The sequence below is a fragment of the Streptomyces sp. NPDC003300 genome (genome assembly GCF_040610915.1).
Classification (GTDB): Bacteria; Actinomycetota; Actinomycetes; order Streptomycetales; family Streptomycetaceae; genus Actinacidiphila.
Genome location: NZ_JBEXNE010000021.1, coordinates 131,237 through 148,943, shown reverse-complemented (window position 1 = coordinate 148,943; position 17,707 = coordinate 131,237). Strand labels below are relative to the sequence as shown.

The following is a 17,707-nucleotide window of genomic DNA, read 5'->3' as shown; positions in this document are numbered from 1 at the left end:
GGAACGGCGCGGCCAGCCCCCACCGGCCGGTGGTCCGGGGACAACCGGTCTGCCCCGCTGGGGCGGGTGGTGTCGTGCGGGAGCGTCGTGGCTGGTGGCGCAGTTCCCCGCGCCCCCAAAAGATCGGCTTGCCGTCCGGACGAAAGGCGGTGCGCCCCGTCAGGGGCGCGGGGAACGGCGCGGCCAGCCCCCACCGGCCGGTGGTCCGGGGACAACCGGTCTGCCCCGCTGGGGCGGGTGGTGTCGTGCGGGAGCGTCGTGGCTGGGCGCGCCCACGCGGCGGCAGCCGCAGATTAAACACAGTCCCGCGCCCCTGAAAAGCAGGCCCTGCGCCAGGGCGGCGCACCCGCTGGGGCGGGTGGTGTCGTGCGGGGGCGCCCACGCTTCGGAAAGCGGCGCTAGCTGGTTTGGTGTTCGAGGGTGGTGCGGGTTTGGGGGCCGTAGACGCCGATGGGGTCGCCGCGGACGCCGTACCAGATCTGGAACATGGCGACGGCCTCGCGAACCCCTTGGTCGTAGGAGCCGTTGACGTGGCCGTGGTAGACCCACACGTCGCGGAGCCGCTGCTGGAGATCGGAGACGGCGGCGCCGGTGTCGCCGAGCTGGAGGATCTTGGAGGCGGGGGAGGTCGGGGTGACGGGGGGCGTGGTGGGGGCCGGGTCGGCCGGTGCGGTGGGCGCGGACGGCGTGGAGCCGGTCGTGGCGGGCGCGGCGGGGGCCGACGGGGTGGAGCCGGTGGCGGCGGGAGCCGTCGTGGATGGGGACGGCGGCGCCGTGGCGGTCTCGGGCACCACCGGCGCGGCGGAGGTCGTGGTCGGCGCGGGCGTGTGGCGCGGGGCGCCGACGGCCACGGTGCCCACGACGGCGGTGGACTCCGTCGGCAGCTCGACGTCCGGCATCGAGGACGTCCGGTCCGGCGGCAGCGCCCGGTCGGTGCGCGGCTCGTCGCCCATGACCTGTCCGGTGACGGCGACGGCGCCCGCGGCCAGCGCGGAGGCGGCGACCGCGGCCGCGGCCACCACCAGGCCCCGTCTGCGGCGCCGGTGCCTGCCCCGGTCCTGGTACAGCCCCGTCCCGGCCGCCGCCCCGGCGAACGCGGCCGGGGTCCCGGCCTCGGCGTCCCCCCGCGGCGCGTACTCCACGCCGGAGTACAGCGCGGCGAACAGCCCGACATCGGCGGTCTCGGGACCGCCGTCGCCGGGCGCCAGCAGCGGCCGTACGGTCGTCTCGCCCGCCTCGCCGTCCGGCTCGGCGACGTAGGGGCGCATCCGCAGCGGGTGGAAGCCCTCGGTGGCGGCGAGCGCGGCGGCCCGCGCGGCGGAACGCTCCGCCGCCCGCGTCTCCCCGCCCTCGTCCTGCTCGCCGGGGAGGCCGGGCGGGCCCGGCTCGGCCGAGTCGTCCCAGGTGACCAGGGCCCCCGGCGGCACCAGCTCGCTCGGCGGCGGCGTCGGCGGCCGCGGGGCGGTCACCTCGGGCGAAGCGTGCGGCACCCCGGGCACGACCGGTATCCCCGCCGAGGACGCCTCGGCGTCCACCTCGCGGGCAGCGTCCGGCTGCGGCGCCACTGGTTCCCCTCCCGGCCGTCGTTCGCATTTCGCATATTCGCAAAGACGTGCCGATTATGCCGACCTCCGGCGGCGAGCGCAGCCCGCTGACCGCACAAGTGGGCGAGTATCGGAGGCCAAAGTCGTACAAATGGTGGGAATATAAGGTTCCGACCGTCGGGGGATGACGCGAGGAGCCGTTCCATGGCCCAGGACACCACGACCGCCGCGGGCCCGGCGGCGGCAGAGCCGGGGCAGCACCAGGACAAGCGAGCGGTGCGGATCGCGATCAGCGCCCTGGCGCTCGGCATGCTGCTGGCCGCTCTCGACCAGACCATCGTGTCCACCGCGCTGCCCACGATCGTCAGCGAACTGGGCGGCATCGACCACTTGTCGTGGGTGGTGACGGCCTATCTGCTGGCGTCGACCGCGGCCACCCCGCTGTGGGGCAAGCTCGGCGACATGTACGGCAGGAAGCGGCTCTTCCAGACCGTCATCGTGATCTTCCTGATCGGCTCCGTGCTCTGCGGAATCGCCCAGAACATGGGCGAGTTGATCGCCTTCCGGGCCCTCCAGGGCCTGGGCGGCGGCGGGTTGATCGTGCTGTCGATGGCCATCGTCGGCGACATTGTGCCGCCGCGCGACCGCGGTCGCTACCAGGGCGTGTTCGGCGGGGTGTTCGGCGCGGCGAGCGTCCTCGGGCCGCTGCTGGGCGGGGTGTTCACCGAGCAGCTCTCCTGGCGCTGGGTGTTCTACATCAACCTCCCCATCGGGATCATCGCGCTCGCCGTGATCGCCGCGGTGCTGCACATCCCGGTCCGCCGTACGGCGCACCGGATCGACTACCTCGGCATGGCGGTGATCGCCGCAGCGGCGACCTGCCTGGTGCTGATGACCTCGCTCGGCGGCACCACATGGGCGTGGAGTTCGGCCGGGATCATCGGCCTCGCGGTCGCCGGAGTCGTCCTCATCGCGCTGTTCGTGGCGATCGAGCGCCGCGCGCAGGAGCCGGTGCTGCCGCCGAAGCTGTTCCGCAACCGTACGTTCCTGCTCTGCTCGGTGATCTCCTTCATCATCGGCTTCGCGATGTTCGGCGCGATGACGTTCCTGCCGACCTTCCTCCAGGTCGTGCACGGCTTCTCGCCCACGCTGTCCGGCGTGCACATGATCCCGATGGTGATCGGCATGCTGCTGTCGTCCACGGTGTCGGGGCAGATCGTCAGCCGCACCGGCCACTACAAGGTCTTCCCCATCGCCGGCACCGGCGTCATCGCCGTCGGACTCGTCCTGCTGCACACCCTGGACGAGACGACCAGCACCTGGGTGATGAGCCTGTACTTCCTGGTCTTCGGCCTCGGTCTCGGCCTGGTGATGCAGGTGCTGGTGCTGGCCGTGCAGAACGCCGTCGGGTACGAGGACCTGGGCTCGGCCACCTCGGGCGCCACCTTCTTCCGCTCCATCGGCGCGTCCTTCGGCGTCTCGCTGTTCGGCACGATCTTCGCCAACCGCCTTTCCGACGAGCTGACATCGGCCTTCGCGGGCAAGTCGCTGCCCGCCGGGGTCAATCCGGCGCAGTTCCAGGCCGACCCGACGGCGGTCGGCAAGCTGCCCGCGGCCGTCAAGGGGCCCGTGCTGCACGCGTATTCGAACTCGATCACCACCGTCTTCCTGTGGGCGGTGCCGATCGTGCTGGTCGGCTTCCTGCTGGCGTGGCTGCTCAAGGAGCAGCCGCTGCGGGGCACGGTGACCGTGCCGGACGCCAGCGAGACGCTCGGCACCAACCCGGTGGAGCGGTCCTCGCTCGACGAGATCGCCCGCTGCCTTTCGCTGCTCGGCAGCCGGGAAGCCCGCCGCGACCTCTACACCCGGATCACCGGTCTGGCCGGGCTCGACATCCACCCCGCCACGAGCTGGCTGCTGTTGCGGCTGGCCCACGACGGCGAGGGCGACCCGGTCGAGCTGGCCGCCCGTACCACTGTGCCCGCCGAGGTCATCGAGGCGGCGGCCGACGAGTCGCTGTCCCGCGGCTTCGCCGTACGCGACGGCGGTCCGCTGGTCCTCACCGCGTCCGGACACGCGCTGGCCGGACGCCTGACCGAGGCGCGGCGCACGGTCCTCGCCGATCTGCTCGGCGACTGGGACCCGGCCGCCCACGCCGACCTGGCCGCCCTGGTCACGAAGCTGAGCGGCGAACTGTGCGGCGGCGACGGTGACCGCCCCGAGGGCCGTACGCGGCACCAGCCGGCGCCCGGTGGTACGCCTCCGGCCTGAGGGTTCGAGCCTGTCGTCCTGAAGCCGTCCGTTTGCGGTGCCTGGCAGTGGCAAGCCGAGCAGGGAGAGAACGTCACTGTCTGACGACCCGTAGGAACGGGAGGCACGCCATGTCCACCGGAGCGACTGTAGCCATCGTCGTAGTGGCGCTGATTGTCCTGGCGCTGATCGCGACCCTGGTGATGAGGGGCGACGGTACGGGAGGTGTGGGTTCGGGAGCGCGGCTGAAGCATCGCTTCGGACCCGAGTACGACCGCGTGCTCGAACGGCACGACGGCGATGTGAAGGCCACCCGGGCGGAACTCGCCGAGCGGGTCAAGCGCCACGGCGACCTCGAACTGCGACCCGTCTCCGAGCAGGAGCGGGAGCGGTACACCGCCGCTTGGACCGCCCTCCAGGCGCGGTTCGTGGACGAGCCCGTCGCGGCGGTCGGCCAGGCCGACGCGCTGATCGGCGAGATCGCCGCCGACCGGGGCTTCCCGGCCGCGCGGGAGCCGGAGCACTTCGACGCGCTGTCCGTCCACCACCCGCACGCGGTGCACGGTTACCGCCAGGCCCACACGCTGGTCGACTCCGTAGGGGCCCCCGGTTCCGCGGCGCCGCAGAAGCGGCAGTCCACGGAAGACCTGCGCAAGGCGCTGCTGGGCGCGCGAGGGCTCTTCGACGAGCTGATGACCGAGAGCGCGCGCGGAACGAAGAACACCACGGAGCGGGCGGACGAGGCCGACGAGCCCGTCGTGGAGCACGACGCCGCGGCCGACGAGGACGCGAAGGCGGGCGGTCGGCGCGGTGCGCTCGGCGGCCGGTTCGCGGCCCTTAGCGGCGGGCGGCGGGAGCACGACGACGCGGACGAACGTCTGTGACGTTCGGCTGGGCGCCGCTCGACCCCCCAAGCGGGGTGCACCACCCTGCGCCGGCCGGACGAGTCGGCTCAGCAGGACCACGGACAGGGAGATGAAGCGATGAGTGACCGCGACACCGAGAAGACCGGTACCGACCGGGCCGAGGCCGAGAAGACCGAGGCGGAGAAGGCCGCGACCGGCACCGACAGGACCGGCACGGACCGCAGCAGCGCGGACCGGACCGGCACGGAGCGCAACGGCACGGACAGGATCGGGTCCGGCAAGACCCGGACGACCACGTACGGGAGCGGGAGCGGGACCGGCACTGGGACCGGGTCCGAGTCCGAGGCCGACAAGGCCGAGACCGGCACCGGGAGCCGGGCCGCCTCCAAGGCGTCGTCCGGGACCGACAGGCCCGGCAGACTGGACAGGTCCGAGTTCTCCGAACAGCGGGAGAAGGAGCCCGAAGCGGCTTCCTCCACCGGCTCGGGCACGTCGGCCCGTTGGACCTCGGGGGCCTCCAAGTCCTCCGAGACCGCTGAGGCCGCCGAAACCGCTGAGGCTGCCGGGACCTCCGGCTCCGACACCGGGCGGGCGACGACCGGCACGGGTACGGGTACCAGCGCGAGCACGTCCGTACCGGTGCCGCGTACGCCCGCCGAGTCGACGACCGGGACCACCGCGACCGAGCCGGAGGCCGAGCGCACGTCCGGTCCCGGCACCGGGACCTCGGCGTTCGCCACCAAGCCCGGCACCGCCTCCGAGACGGAGACCACGGCCACGCGTACGGACACGTCCACGCCCGCGTCCATACGTACGGACACGGACACGTCCACGACCGCGACGGACGGCACGTCCGGTGCGGCCGACGGCGGGGCCGAGGAAGTGGACCGGCTGAGCCGGCGGATGGACCGCGCGGTCGGCGGCTTCGTGGACGACCCGAAGCGCGCCGTGCGCGAGGCGGACGCCGTACTGGACGAGGCCGCGGCGCGGCTGACCCGGTTGCTGGAGGAGCGGCGCACCGCGCTGCGCGGGTCGTGGCACGGTGACGACGGAAGCGACGGCACCGGGACCGAGGAGTTGCGGATCGCGCTCACCAAGTACCGCGACATGACACGGCAGTTGCTGACGACCGGCATCTGACGCCGGAGCCGGAGCCGGAGCCGGAGCCGGAGCCGGACCGGACCGCGCGCGGGCGCAGGCGCGCGGCCGACGGCTGACGACAGCGGACGGACGGGGGCTCTCACCTACGGTGAGGGCCCCCGTAGTCGACTCGCAGTTCCTTGACGCCGTTGATCCACGCCGAGCGCAGCCGCCGCGGGTCGCCGAGCAGCCGGATGTCCGGCAGATTGTCGGCGATGGCGTTGAACATCAGGTTGATCTCCAGCTTGGCGAGATTCGCGCCGAGGCAGTAGTGCGGGCCCCCGCCGCCGTACCCGAGGTGCGGGTTGGGATCGCGCAGGATGTCGAACGTGCCCGGGCCGTCGAAGACTTCGGGGTCGTTGTTGGCGGAGGAGTAGAACATCCCCACCCGGTCGCCCGCCTTGATCTTCGCGCCGCCGAGTTCGGTGTCCCGGGTGGCGGTGCGCTGGAAGGAGACGATCGGGGTGGCCCAGCGGACGATCTCGTCCGATGTCGTGTCCGGGCGCCGCTCCTTGAACAGTTCCCACTGCTCGGGGTGGGTCAGGAACGCGTGCATGCCGTGGGTGATGGCGTTGCGCGTCGTCTCGTTGCCCGCGACGGTCAGCACGAGCACGAAGAAGCCGAACTCGTCGGAGGTCAGGCTGCCTTCGTCGGACGCGGCGACGAGTTTGCTGACGATGTCGGCGGCCGGGCACTGCTTGCGGGCGGCGGCCATGTTCATCGCGTAGGAGATCAGCTCCATCGCCGACTCGGCGCCGATCTCCTCGGTGATGGCGAGTTCCGGGTCGTCGTACGCGGCCATCTTGTTCGACCAGTCGAAGAGCTTGAGCCGGTCGTCCTGCGGCACGCCGATGAGTTCGGCGATGGCCTGGAGCGGGAGTTCGCACGCGACGTCGGTGACGAAGTTCCCCCGGCCCGCCTCCGCCGCGCCGGTCACGATCCGCTGGGCGCGGGCCCGCAGCGCGTCCTCCAGGGCCCGTATCGCCCGCGGGGTGAAGCCGCGCTGGACGATCTGCCGCAGCCGGGTGTGCTCGGGCGGGTCCATGTTGAGCATGATGAAGCGCTGCACGTCGATCTGGTCGCGGCTGATCCGGTCGTTGAAGCGGATGATCGCGGTGTTGGTGTACGAGGAGAAGACCTCCGGGTTGGTCGACACCGCCTTGACGTCCGCGTGCCGGGTCACCACCCAGTAGCCGTCGTCTCCGAAACCCGCGGTGTTGTGCGGCTGGGCGTTCCACCACACCGGGGCGGTCCGCCGGAGTTCGGCCAGTTCCGGGAGGGGGACGCGGTCCTGGTAGACGTCCGGATCGGTGAAGTCGAAGCCTTCGGGAAGCGCGGGACAGGGCATCGGCACTCCAGGTCTGACGTGTCATAAGTTGTCTGACGGTCCATCAGATATACGACCGAAGGTAGTAACGAGTTCCACAAGTCGCAAGGGCCGCGGGCGTGTGGATCACGTACGGGAACGACGTGGGCCGTGCGCGACTCTTGCGCGCGCCGTACCGCGGGTAATAAGACTGCGGGAAGAACTAGAACGCGTACTAGTTTAGTTGAGAAGAGGACGAGCTTCATGGCCGCTGAACCCGTCATCGTCGAAGCCGTACGCACCCCGATCGGCAAGCGCGGCGGCGCGCTCGCCAACCTCCACCCCGCCTACCTGCTCGGCGAGACCTACCGCGAACTGCTCGGCCGCACCGGCATCCAGGCCGACGCCGTCGAGCAGATCGTCGGCGGCACCGTCACCCACGCCGGGGAACAGTCCATGAACCCCGCGCGCAACGCCTGGCTCGCCGTCGGCCTGCCCTACGAGACCGCCGCGACCACCGTCGACTGTCAGTGCGGGTCCTCGCAGCAGGCCAACCACATGGTGGCCAACATGGTCGCCGCGGGCGTCATCGACATCGGCATCGGCTGCGGAGTCGAGGCCATGTCGCGGGTGCCGCTGGGCAGCGGCTCCAAGCACGGGCCCGGCAAGCCGTTCCCCGACGAGTGGAACGTCGACCTGCCCAACCAGTTCGAGGCCGCCGAACGGATCGCCCGCCGCCGCGGACTCACCCGCGAGCACGTCGACCGGCTCGGCCTCATCTCGCAGGAACGCGCCGCCCGCGCCTGGGCCGAGGAGCGCTTCAAGCGCGAGACCTTCGCCGTCCAGGTGCCCACCACCGAGGACGAGCAGCACGCCGGGCTCGGCATGTGGCGGCTGGTCGACCGCGACCAGGGCCCGCGCGACACCACCATGGACGGGCTCGCCGGGCTCAAGCCTGTCATGCCCACCGCCGTCCACACCGCGGGGAACTCCTCGCAGATCTCCGACGGCGCCTCCGCCGTGATGTGGGCCTCCAAGAAGATGGCCCGCGCCCTGCACCTGCGCCCCCGCGCCCGGATCGTCGCCCAGGCCCTGGTCGGCTCCGACCCGCACTTCCACCTCGACGGACCCGTCGACGCCACCCGCGCCGTCCTCGGCAAGGCCGGGATGACGCTGCGGGACATCGACGTCGTCGAGATCAACGAAGCCTTCGCCTCCGTCGTCCTGTCCTGGGCCCAGGTCTTCGACCAGGACCTCGAAAAGGTCAACGTCAACGGCGGCGCCATCGCGCTCGGCCACCCCGTCGGCGCCACCGGCGCCCGGCTGATCACCACCGCGCTGCACGAACTGGAGCGCGCCGACAAGGAGTTCGCCCTGATCACGATGTGCGCGGGCGGCGCGCTCGCCACGGGCACGATCATCCAGCGGCTGTGAAGCACCGCCCGGACGAGCCCCGCGCGGGGGTCAGCGCTGCCTGCGGCCCTTGCGGCCGCTGAGCAGGAAGCCCACGCCGACGCTCGCGACGAAGAAGATGCTGACGATCAGCCACGTACTGGTGCCCGCCGATCCGCCGTCCTTCTTCGTGTCACCGGTCGGGCTGGGCGAGGCCGTCGCGCTCGCCGCCGTCACGCGCGACCGCGTGTCGTGCGACGCGGCGACGGCGGACGGCGCCGCCGTCAGGGCGGCCAGTGCCAGGACGGCGACGGTGGCCACGGTGGTGGCGCGGCGGCGCAGGAGCATGAGGAACACCCTAACGTCCCGGTGCCGCGCTATACGGCCCGGTACGTCACCGGGTCGGACCCCGGCACGGGCTCGGCGCGCCCCGCCTTGGTCAGCCGCCGCAGATGCGCCTCGGTCTCGGAGACGGCGATGGTCCGCGAGGACGCGGGGATGCGCGACCAGGGACGGTTCCAGGGCAGCGCCTCGGCGAGCTGCCAGGGGGTGCGGGGGCCGGGGGTGATGAGGGCGAGGAGCTCGGCCAGGCGCGCGGCGTGGTGCTCCAGGAGCTCGCCGACCCGGCCGGCGGCGCCCGCGAAGGCGTACTGGTGCGCCGGGAGCACCTGGGCGGGGGCCAGGCGGGCGATGCGTTCGAGCGAGTCGAGGTAGTCGCCGAGCGGGTCGGTCTCGACGACGGCGTCCGGGTCCTCGTACAGGCCGATGTGCGGCGAGATCTCCGGCAGGAGGTGGTCACCGGAGAACAGCCGGCGGCTCTCCTCCAGATACAGGCAGACGTGCCCCGGCGTGTGTCCTGGCGTCCACACCGCGCGCAGCCGGCGGCCCGCCAGCGGCAGCCGCTCGCCGGGGACGATCTCGCGGTCCGGCAGCGCGGGCGGCCGTCCCGGCAGCGCCTGCCCGCCGTACTCGCGCAGCGGCGCCAGGTGCTCCTCGGGCGCGCCCGCCGCCGCCAGCCGCGCCAGCAGGTACTCCACCCACACACCCGGCTCGGCCTCCCGCGTGCGCCGCACCACGTCGATGTCGGCCGCGTGCATCGCGATCCACGCCCCCGACGCCTCCCGCACCCGCGCGCTCAGGCCGTGGTGGTCCGGATGGTGGTGCGTCACCAGCACCCCCAGGACGTCACCCACCGACGTGCCCGCCTCCCGCAGCCCGCGCTCCAGCGCCGCGAACGAGTCCGGATGGTCCCACCCGCTGTCCACCAGCACCGGCCCGTCGTCGGTGTCGAGCAGGTGCACCAGCGTGTACCCGAGCGGGTTGTCGGGAATCGGCACCGGCACGCTCCACACCCCGCCGCCGTGGTCGACCACCCGACCCCGGTCCTCCCGCCGGCCGGCCGTGCCGTGGTCCGCCATGGGATGGCTCCTCTCCGGCCGCCGCCGGGCGTGCCGCGTCCATTGCCCACTATAACGAGAACTGGTATCAGTTCTGACTGAGCGTCAGAAATGGTTCGAGCGGAGACAGCGAGAGCGGCGGAGGCGACAGCGATGAACGATCCCGGTCCTGGTTCCGACTTCATCGAGCACGGAAAGCTGTTCATCGGAGGGGCGTTCGTCGATCCGGCGGGGGACGGGGGGACGATCGAGGTCGTGTCGCCGCACACGGAGCGGGTGTTCGGACGGGTGCCGCACGCGTCGCGGGCGGATGTGGACCGGGCGGTGGCGGCGGCCCGCACCGCGTTCGACGAAGGGCCCTGGCCCCGCTCGACGTTGGCGGAACGGATCGAGGTCGTCGGCCGGATCAAGGACGCCGTCCTGGTCAGGCACGAGGAGATAGCCCGGCTGATCAGCCGGGAGAACGGCTCACCGGTCTCCTGGAGCGTCCTGGCCCAGGCGCTCGGCGCGATGATGGTCTGGGACGCCGCGATCACCGTGGCGCGCGACTTCCGTTACGAGGAGCGGCGGGCCGGAGCGCTCGGGCCGATCCTGGTACGGCGCGAGCCGGTCGGCGTCGTCGCGGCCGTGGTGCCGTGGAACGTACCGCAGTTCACGGCGGCGGCGAAGCTCGGGCCCGCGCTGCTCGCCGGGTGCACGGCGGTGCTCAAGCCGTCGCCGGAGTCGCCGCTCGACGCCTATCTGCTGGCGGAGATCGCGCGGGAGGCCGGGCTGCCTGACGGGGTGCTGAACATCGTGCCCGCCGGACGCGAGGTCAGCGAGTACCTGGTCGGCCACCCCGGCGTGGACAAGGTGTCGTTCACCGGCTCGGTCGCGGCGGGCAAGCGGGTGATGGAGGTGGCCGCGCGCCATCTCACGCGCGTGACACTGGAGTTGGGCGGCAAGTCGGCGGCCGTGATCCTGCCGGACGCGGACCTGACGGCGGCCGTCGCCGGGATCGTGCCCAACGCGTGGATGAACAACGGCCAGGCGTGCGTGGCCCAGACCCGCGTCCTGGCCCCCCGTACCCACTACGACGAGATCGCCGAGCGGCTGGCGGCGGCGGCCTCCGCGCTGGTGGTCGGCGACCCGCTGGACCCGGCCACCGAGGTCGGCCCGCTGGTCGCGGAACGCCAGCGGCAGCGCTCCCTGGACTACATCGCGATCGGCCAGCGCGAGGGCGCCAAGGTGCTGACCGGCGGCGGCCGGCCGAGCGGCCTGGACACCGGCTGGTACGTCGAGCCGACGCTGTTCGGCGACGTCGCGCCGGGGATGCGGATCGCCCGCGAGGAGATCTTCGGCCCGGTGATCTGCCTGCTGCCGTACGACGACGAGGCCGACGCCGTACGCATCGCCAACGACTCCGACTACGGCCTGTCCGGCAGCGTGTGGACCTCCGACACCGAGCACGGCATCGACATCGCGCGCCAGGTGCGTACCGGCACGTACTCCGTCAACACCTTCAGCCTCGACATGCTCGGCCCCTTCGGCGGCTACAAGGACTCAGGTCTCGGGCGGGAGTTCGGGCCCGAGGGGTTCAGCGAGTACCTGGAGCACAAGATGATCCACCTCCCGGCCGACTACCCGGCCGCCCCGGCGCGGGAGGCCGCCGGGGCAGCGGGCACGGCGGGCGGCACCGACTGATGGGCGACCGCTGGCACGTGGACGTGGACCGCTCCGTGTGCATCGGCTCGGGACTGTGCGCGATCGGCGCCCCCGGCGCCTTCGTGCTGGGCGGCGTGCCCCGCCAGTCCCGCGCGGTGGAGGCGGAGGCGGACGCCTCGGAGGGCCTCCTCGCGGCGGCCGAGAGCTGCCCGGTGGAGGCCATCACCCTGACCGTGCAGGGGTCGGGAGAGCCGGTCTTCCCGCCGGAGGAGTGACCGGACGGACGGTGTGAACAGCCCGCCCGGCCGGAATCACCCGGCCGGGCTACCCGTCGTCACCCTTGCGGGCGGGGCCGCCGGGCCGCCGGGCCGGACTGGCCCGGACCGGGCGCGGCGGCCCGGAACCGTCCCCGCCTCACCCGCCGCGTTTGATGGCCCGCAGAAAGCGGGCCAGCGCGGTCGGCGTCGTACACAGCACGACCCCTGGGTCGTCGCTCTCGCGGAGCAGGACCGCGCCGCCGTCCTCGGCCAGCTCGACGCACTCGCCCTGTTCCTGCGAGTACGTGGACTTCTGCCAAACGAGCGGCGCGGGCGCGATCATCGGCGGGCCTTTCAGAGGTCTTGGGAGATGTCGCGGATGAAGTCCCGTGACCGGGACTGATCCAGCGCAACCTCCGCGAGAGTGTTGTAGAGCACGCGGTAATTGGACAGATGCGGTGCCGCGTGCAGAAAGCTGATGCCGTGTGCGGAGTCGATCTGAACGGTGTCGAGCGGCCGTACCGGACCGCTCGCGTAGAGCATCGCGTGGCCGGAACCTATGTGACCGTCCACCGCGAAGGGGATCACCCGCACGCTGATGTGCGGCAGATGGCTCAGCTCCTGGATGTGTTCGAGCTGGGCGCGCGCCACCTTCCCGCCGCCGAACCGCATACGCAGCGCGGCCTCGTGGATCAGCGCCTCGTACGGCGGCGCCGTCTCCCGGTAGAGCACTCCCGAACGCTCCATGCGCTGGGCCACCCGCGCCTCCAGCTCGTTGTCCGGCAACGGCGGGATGGCGTAGCCGAAGACCGTACGGGTGTAGTCCTCGGTCTGGAACACACCCGGAATGTGGGTGATCTGGATGGTACGGAGCCGGGTGGCGTGGTGTTCGAGCTCGGCGATGTCCAGCAGCCCGGCCGGTACGACGCCGCGGTAGGTCTCCCACCAGCCCTTGCGGCCCTGGCTGTTGGCCATGACCACGAGCGCGTCGATCAGCGCGGTGTCGCCGCACTCGTAGAACGCCGCGAGTCTGCGTAACCGCTCCTCGCTCACGCCGAGCCGCCCGGCCTCGATGTGGCTCACCTTCGCCGGGTCGGTGCCGAGCAGCCGCGCGGTGTCCCGCGCGGTGATCGCTGCGGCTTCCCGCATTTTCCGTAGCTCCGCACCGAGGCGCTCCTGGCGGGCGGTTGCGGTGCTTCTGAGCGGCATGGTGTCCCTTCTGAATGGTGGTTCCGAGTCTGCCGTTCCGCTCACGCGGGGTCCAGATCGTTTCTGGAAATTTCGGAGACAAGGTTGCAGTGGGGCATTATTGCCCCATATGCTGCGCGCGCTTACGCGCACGCGGACAGTCAACTCCCTTGAGGTGTAAGTGTGTTGACCGGGTATCCGGTTACCGGCGATCCCGCTCCGACGGTACGACGGGCGACGGGTCGGCGAGGGCCCGGTGAAGTTCCCGTGAAGGGGTCGTGGGGCCCCGGTCGCCGGGCGGTGGCGGCCAGCCACGGTCGTGATCTTCGCCCGTGATCTTCACCCGCGATCTTCGCCCGTGACCCTCGGCCGGGAGCGCGCCGGGCCGCGCCCGCGCGGGCGCTACTCGGGGGACGTCAGGTCGATCAGACGGCAGACCGTCTGGATGTCGATCTTCACCTGGGCGATCGAGGCCCGGCCGGAGAGCCAGGTGACCAGCGCGGAGTGCCAGGTGTGCTCGATGACCCGGACGGCCGAGAGCTGCTCGGCCGTGGGGGGCGCGTCCAGGCCCATCGCGTCCAGGATGATCGCCGTGGTCAGCCGCGAGACGGTGTCGACCTCGGCGCTGACCGAACGGTCGGCGAAGGTGAGGGCCCGCACCATCGCGTCGGCCAGATGCGGCTCGCGCTGCATCGCGCGGAAGGCCCGCATCAAGGTCTCCGCGACCCGGTCGGCCGGCTCGGCCGCCACCGGGGGCCGCTTGCGCAGCGTCCCGTGCAACTGCCCGAGCTGGTCCTGCATGGTCGCGACCAGCAGATGGATCTTGGAGGGGAAGTAGCGGTAGAGCGTGCCGAGCGCGACGCCCGAGGTCTCGGCGACCTCCCGCATCTGCACGGCGTCGAAACCGCCCCGGCAGGCGAGCTGCGCGCTGGTGTGCAGGATGCGGCGGCGCCGGGCCTCCTGCCGCTCTGTCAGCGGCGGCGAGTGCGGCGCGGGGGAGTGCGACGGTACGCGCGGGAGCGGCGGGCTGGACGGCTTGGAGTCAGTGCTCATGTGTCCCATCCCGTGCCGTTCCCGTTCCCGTACCCGTTTGCGTGCCGGTCCGCGGGCCGGTCGGCCCGTGCCGCCGGTGTCCCGCGCTGCGTGCATGATGGCAGGGCGGGTGACGTGGTGCGAGTCACCCTCGGCCCGCGCCGGGCCCCGCCCCCGGCGGCGTGATCCGACCGTCCGGCGGCCGGTGGACTGGCTTTCTGTACCATCAAGTCTGAAACTTGTTCTAGATTAGCGCGACAGCGGTTACGCTCCGGCTCAATCGCGACCGAGAAGGGGGCCGGAGTGACCTCACAGGCCAGGCCGCTGCGGATTGCCCTGCTCAGCTACAAGGGAAATCCCTTCTGCGGCGGCCAGGGCGTGTACGTCCGGCACCTGTCCCGCGAGCTGGCCGCGCTCGGCCACAGCGTCGAGGTGATCGGCGCGCAGCCCTACCCCGTGCTGGACGCGGTCGGCGAGGGCGTCACCCTCACCGAGCTGCCCAGCCTCGACCTGTACCGGCAGCCGGACCCGTTCCGCACCCCCAAGCGCGGCGAGTACCGCGACTGGGTCGACGCCCTCGAGGTCGCCACCATGTGGACCGGCGGCTTCCCTGAACCGCTCACTTTCAGCCTGCGTGCCCGGCGCCATCTCGCCGCCCGCCGCGCCGAGTTCGACGTCGTCCACGACAATCAGACGCTCGGCTACGGGCTGCTCGGCCTCGGCCTGCCGCTGGTCACCACGATCCACCACCCCATCACCGTGGACCGCCGCCTGGACCTGGCCGCGGCGCAGGGCTGGAAGCGACGGCTGTCGGTACGCCGCTGGTACGGCTTCACGCAGATGCAGAAGCGGGTGGCCCGCCGCCTGCCGTCCGTGGTGACCGTCTCCGGTTCCTCGCGCGACGAGATCATCGAGGACCTGGGCGTACGGCCGGACCGCATCCGCGCCGTCCCGATCGGCGCCGACGCCCGGCTCTTCTCGCCCGACCCCTCCGTGGCCGAGGTGCCCGGCCGGATCGTCACCACATCGAGCGCCGACGTGCCTCTCAAGGGCCTGGTCTTCCTGATCGAGGCGCTCGCCAAGGTACGGGCGCAGCGGCCGTACGCCCATCTCGTCCTCGTCGGCAAACGGCCGGAGAAGGGGCCCGTGGCCGAGGCCATCGCCGACTTCGGCCTCGCGGACGCCGTCGAATTCGTCAAGGGCATCAGCGACGCCGAGCTGGTCGACCTGCTGCGCGGCGCCGAGGTCGCCTGCGTGCCGTCGCTCTACGAGGGCTTCTCCCTGCCCGCCGCCGAGGCGATGGCCACCGGCACCGCGCTGGTCGCCACCACCGGCGGCGCCATCCCCGAGGTCGCAGGGCCCGACGGCGAGACCTGCCTCGCCGTGCCCCCGGGCGACGCCGGTGCGCTTGCCGCTGGGCTTGAACGTGTTCTCGACGACGCCGGCCTTCGCAAACGGCTCGCCGCCGCCGGCCGCGCCCGCGTCCTGGCCCACTTCACGTGGGAGCGGGCCGCCGAGGCGACGGTGGCCCTGTACCGCGAAGCGATCGCCTCCGCCCCGCGGGCTCGCGGGCCCGTGTCCGATGTGCGGCTGCCGCCGCGTGGGCGCGAGCAAGCCGCCACCGGGCCGGTGGTCGCGGAACCGACCGCGTCCGCCCCGCTGGGGCGGTCGGTGAGCCGCGGCGCCGCACCGGCCGAGCGCGCGGTGCCCAGCGCCCCTGAAGGGCGCCCGCTCGCGCAAGGTGAACGTATGGGGGACGTGCCCCCCGAGACCGAGTCCGGCCCGGTAGGGAGCAACCGCTGATGCTGACCGTCGACTTCACCCGTTTCCCGCTCGCCGCAGGCGACCGCGTGCTGGACCTCGGATGCGGGGCCGGGCGCCACGCCTTCGAGTGCTACCGGCGCGGAGCGCACGTGGTGGCGCTGGACAGGAACGGCGAGGAGATCCGCGAAGTCGCCCGCTGGTTCGCGGCGATGAAGGAGGAGGGCGAGGCGCCGGAGGGCGCGTCGGCGGTGGCGATGGAGGGCGACGCCCTCCAACTCCCCTTCCCCGACGAGAGCTTCGACGTCGTCATCATCTCCGAGGTGATGGAGCACATCCCCGACGACAAGGGCGTCCTCGCCGAAATGGTGCGGGTGCTGCGCCCCGGCGGCCGGATCGCGGTCACGGTGCCGCGCTACGGCCCGGAGAAGGTCTGCTGGGCGCTGTCGGACGCCTACCACGAGGTCGAGGGCGGCCACATCCGCATCTACAAGGCCGACGAACTGCTCGGCAGGATGCGGGAGGCGGGCCTGCGCCCGTACGGCACGCACCACGCGCACGGGCTGCACGCGCCGTACTGGTGGATCAAGTGCGCGGTCGGCGTGGACAACGACAAGGCGCTGCCGGTGAAGCTGTACCACAAGCTGCTGGTCTGGGACATCATGAAGAAACCGCTGGCCACAAGGGTCGCCGAACAGGCGCTCAACCCGCTGATCGGCAAGAGCTTCGTGGCCTACGCGACCAAGCCGCACCTGCCGGTGGACGCCGTCTCGCCGTCCGCGGACGACACCGACGTCACAGCCGCCCCGGGCGCCGCCAAGTGACGTATCCCAGCCGGAGGCCGGACCGCACGGAGCGGCTGGCGCTGCCCGGTGTGCTCACCGCCGAGCAGGCCGCGGAGACGGTGGACGCCGTCGCGGCGGTCCAGCGCGAGGACGGCGCGATCCCCTGGTTCCGCGGCCACCACCTCGACCCCTGGGACCACGTCGAGGCGGCGATGGCGCTGGACGCGGCGGGCGAGCACGAGCGCGCGCGGGCCGCGTACGACTGGCTGGCCAGGCACCAGAACGAGGACGGGTCCTGGTACGCCGCCTACCAGGACGGCGACCCGCAGCGGCCGACCGACCGCGGCCAGGAGTCCAACTTCTGCGCGTACGTGGCCGTCGGCGTGTGGCACCACTATCTGTCCACCGGGGACGACGCGTTCGTGGACCGGCTGTGGCCGACGGTCTACGCGGCGGTGGAGTTCGTGCTGGGGCTCCAGCAGCCCGGCGGCCAGATCGGCTGGAAGCGGGAGGCGGCCGAGCACGGCGGGGGAGTCGTCACCGACGCGCTGCTGACCGGGAGTTCATCGATCCACCAGGCGCTGCGCTGCGCGCTGGCCATCGCCGAGCACCGCGAAGAGCCGCAGCCGGACTGGGAGTTGGCGACCGGCGCGCTGGGGCACGCGATCCGCAGCCACCCGGAGCGGTTCCTGGACAAGAGCCGCTACTCCATGGACTGGTACTACCCGGTGCTGTCCGGCGCGCTGCGCGGGCCGCGCGCGCTGGAGCGGATCGAGGAGGGCTGGTCCCGCTTCGTGGTGCCGGGCCTCGGCGTCCGCTGCGTGGTGCCCAACCCGTGGGTGACCGGCGGCGAGACCGCCGAACTGGCCCTGGCGCTCTGGGCGGTGGGCGAGTCCGACCGCGCCGTACAGTTGCTGGCCGACATGCGGCACCTGCGCGCGGACGACGGCCTGTACTGGACAGGGTACGTCTACGACGACGACGCCGTCTGGCCGGTGGAGCGCACCGCGTGGACCGCCGCCGCCGTGCTGCTGGCGGTGGCCGCGCTCGGGGGGGACGAGGCGACCACCGCCGTATTCAGCGGGGAACGGCTGCCGGTCGGGCTGGAACCCGAGGCGTCCGGCAGGACGGGCTGCTGCTGAGAC

The 17,707-nt window shown here is 72.4% G+C and carries 16 protein-coding genes; 9 read left to right on the top strand and 7 right to left on the bottom strand.

All coding sequences use genetic code 11. The features are described 5' to 3' along the window. Positions 1-398: 398 nt before the first annotated feature. Positions 399-1,565: a peptidoglycan-binding protein gene (locus ABZX65_RS27470; protein WP_355345438.1), complete on the bottom strand. Its 1,167-nt coding sequence runs from the start codon at positions 1,563-1,565 to the stop codon at positions 399-401. Between the two features lie 183 nt (positions 1,566-1,748). Between ABZX65_RS27470 and ABZX65_RS27465 the strand changes: the two genes are divergently transcribed. The 3 genes from ABZX65_RS27465 to ABZX65_RS27455 all read left to right on the top strand — a co-directional run bounded on the left by ABZX65_RS27465 (position 1,749) and on the right by ABZX65_RS27455 (position 5,800). Beyond that, positions 1,749-3,815, top strand: coding sequence for an MDR family MFS transporter (locus ABZX65_RS27465; RefSeq protein ID WP_355345435.1), 2,067 nt, complete (start codon positions 1,749-1,751; stop codon positions 3,813-3,815). A 110-nt stretch (positions 3,816-3,925) separates the two neighbouring features. Then, the gene (locus tag ABZX65_RS27460; protein WP_355345432.1) at positions 3,926-4,678 is read left to right on the top strand and encodes a hypothetical protein; all 753 of its coding nucleotides are present in this window, start codon (positions 3,926-3,928) and stop codon (positions 4,676-4,678) included. A gap of 99 nt (positions 4,679-4,777) precedes the next feature. Next, positions 4,778-5,800, top strand: coding sequence for a hypothetical protein (locus ABZX65_RS27455; RefSeq protein WP_355345429.1), 1,023 nt, complete (start codon positions 4,778-4,780; stop codon positions 5,798-5,800). A 100-nt stretch (positions 5,801-5,900) separates the two neighbouring features. Here the strand turns inward: ABZX65_RS27455 and ABZX65_RS27450 are convergent, their stop codons facing one another. After that, on the bottom strand, positions 5,901-7,148 hold the full coding sequence (locus tag ABZX65_RS27450) for a cytochrome P450 (protein ID WP_355345426.1): 1,248 nt from the start codon (positions 7,146-7,148) through the stop codon (positions 5,901-5,903). A gap of 222 nt (positions 7,149-7,370) precedes the next feature. On the opposite strand from ABZX65_RS27450, the gene ABZX65_RS27445 reads away from it, so the two are divergent. Next, positions 7,371-8,540, top strand: coding sequence for a steroid 3-ketoacyl-CoA thiolase (locus ABZX65_RS27445; protein ID WP_355345423.1), 1,170 nt, complete (start codon positions 7,371-7,373; stop codon positions 8,538-8,540). A gap of 30 nt (positions 8,541-8,570) precedes the next feature. Here the strand turns inward: ABZX65_RS27445 and ABZX65_RS27440 are convergent, their stop codons facing one another. Beyond that, positions 8,571-8,846, bottom strand: coding sequence for a hypothetical protein (locus ABZX65_RS27440; protein WP_355345420.1), 276 nt, complete (start codon positions 8,844-8,846; stop codon positions 8,571-8,573). A 29-nt stretch (positions 8,847-8,875) separates the two neighbouring features. Further along, positions 8,876-9,916 carry an MBL fold metallo-hydrolase gene (locus tag ABZX65_RS27435; RefSeq protein ID WP_355345417.1) on the bottom strand — a complete coding sequence of 347 codons (1,041 nt, stop codon included), beginning with the start codon at positions 9,914-9,916 and terminating at the stop codon, positions 8,876-8,878. 132 nt (positions 9,917-10,048) lie between these two features. On the opposite strand from ABZX65_RS27435, the gene ABZX65_RS27430 reads away from it, so the two are divergent. Both ABZX65_RS27430 and ABZX65_RS27425 read left to right on the top strand, forming a co-directional pair. Then, positions 10,049-11,578, top strand: a complete 1,530-nt coding sequence (locus ABZX65_RS27430) for an aldehyde dehydrogenase (protein ID WP_355345414.1) — start codon at positions 10,049-10,051, stop codon at positions 11,576-11,578. Beyond that, complete coding sequence (locus tag ABZX65_RS27425) at positions 11,578-11,814, top strand: ferredoxin (protein WP_355345411.1); 237 nt, start codon at positions 11,578-11,580, stop codon at positions 11,812-11,814. The genes ABZX65_RS27430 and ABZX65_RS27425 overlap by 1 nt, the downstream gene beginning before the upstream one ends. Before the next feature lie 139 nt (positions 11,815-11,953). Here ABZX65_RS27425 and ABZX65_RS27420 read toward each other — a convergent pair whose 3' ends face one another. The 3 genes from ABZX65_RS27420 to ABZX65_RS27410 all read right to left on the bottom strand — a co-directional run bounded on the left by ABZX65_RS27420 (position 11,954) and on the right by ABZX65_RS27410 (position 14,037). Continuing rightward, a complete protein-coding gene (locus tag ABZX65_RS27420) occupies positions 11,954-12,139 on the bottom strand; it encodes a DUF397 domain-containing protein (protein WP_188285067.1) in 186 nt (61 codons plus the stop codon). An 11-nt stretch (positions 12,140-12,150) separates the two neighbouring features. Continuing rightward, entirely contained in the window at positions 12,151-13,005 is an 855-nt protein-coding gene (locus ABZX65_RS27415) for a helix-turn-helix transcriptional regulator (RefSeq protein ID WP_188285066.1), read from the bottom strand. A 381-nt stretch (positions 13,006-13,386) separates the two neighbouring features. Beyond that, the gene (locus ABZX65_RS27410) at positions 13,387-14,037 is read right to left on the bottom strand and encodes a TetR family transcriptional regulator (RefSeq protein ID WP_188285065.1); all 651 of its coding nucleotides are present in this window, start codon (positions 14,035-14,037) and stop codon (positions 13,387-13,389) included. A 282-nt stretch (positions 14,038-14,319) separates the two neighbouring features. Between ABZX65_RS27410 and ABZX65_RS27405 the strand changes: the two genes are divergently transcribed. Genes ABZX65_RS27405 through ABZX65_RS27395 form a run of 3 tightly spaced genes read left to right on the top strand, consistent with a single transcriptional unit; the run spans position 14,320 to position 17,704 of the window. Next, positions 14,320-15,819: a glycosyltransferase gene (locus ABZX65_RS27405; protein ID WP_355345406.1), complete on the top strand. Its 1,500-nt coding sequence runs from the start codon at positions 14,320-14,322 to the stop codon at positions 15,817-15,819. Further along, on the top strand, positions 15,819-16,601 hold the full coding sequence (locus tag ABZX65_RS27400; protein ID WP_355345403.1) for a class I SAM-dependent methyltransferase: 783 nt from the start codon (positions 15,819-15,821) through the stop codon (positions 16,599-16,601). The genes ABZX65_RS27405 and ABZX65_RS27400 overlap by 1 nt, the downstream gene beginning before the upstream one ends. Beyond that, complete coding sequence (locus ABZX65_RS27395) at positions 16,598-17,704, top strand: prenyltransferase (protein ID WP_355345400.1); 1,107 nt, start codon at positions 16,598-16,600, stop codon at positions 17,702-17,704. The genes ABZX65_RS27400 and ABZX65_RS27395 overlap by 4 nt, the downstream gene beginning before the upstream one ends. The last annotated feature ends 3 nt before the right edge of the window (positions 17,705-17,707 follow it).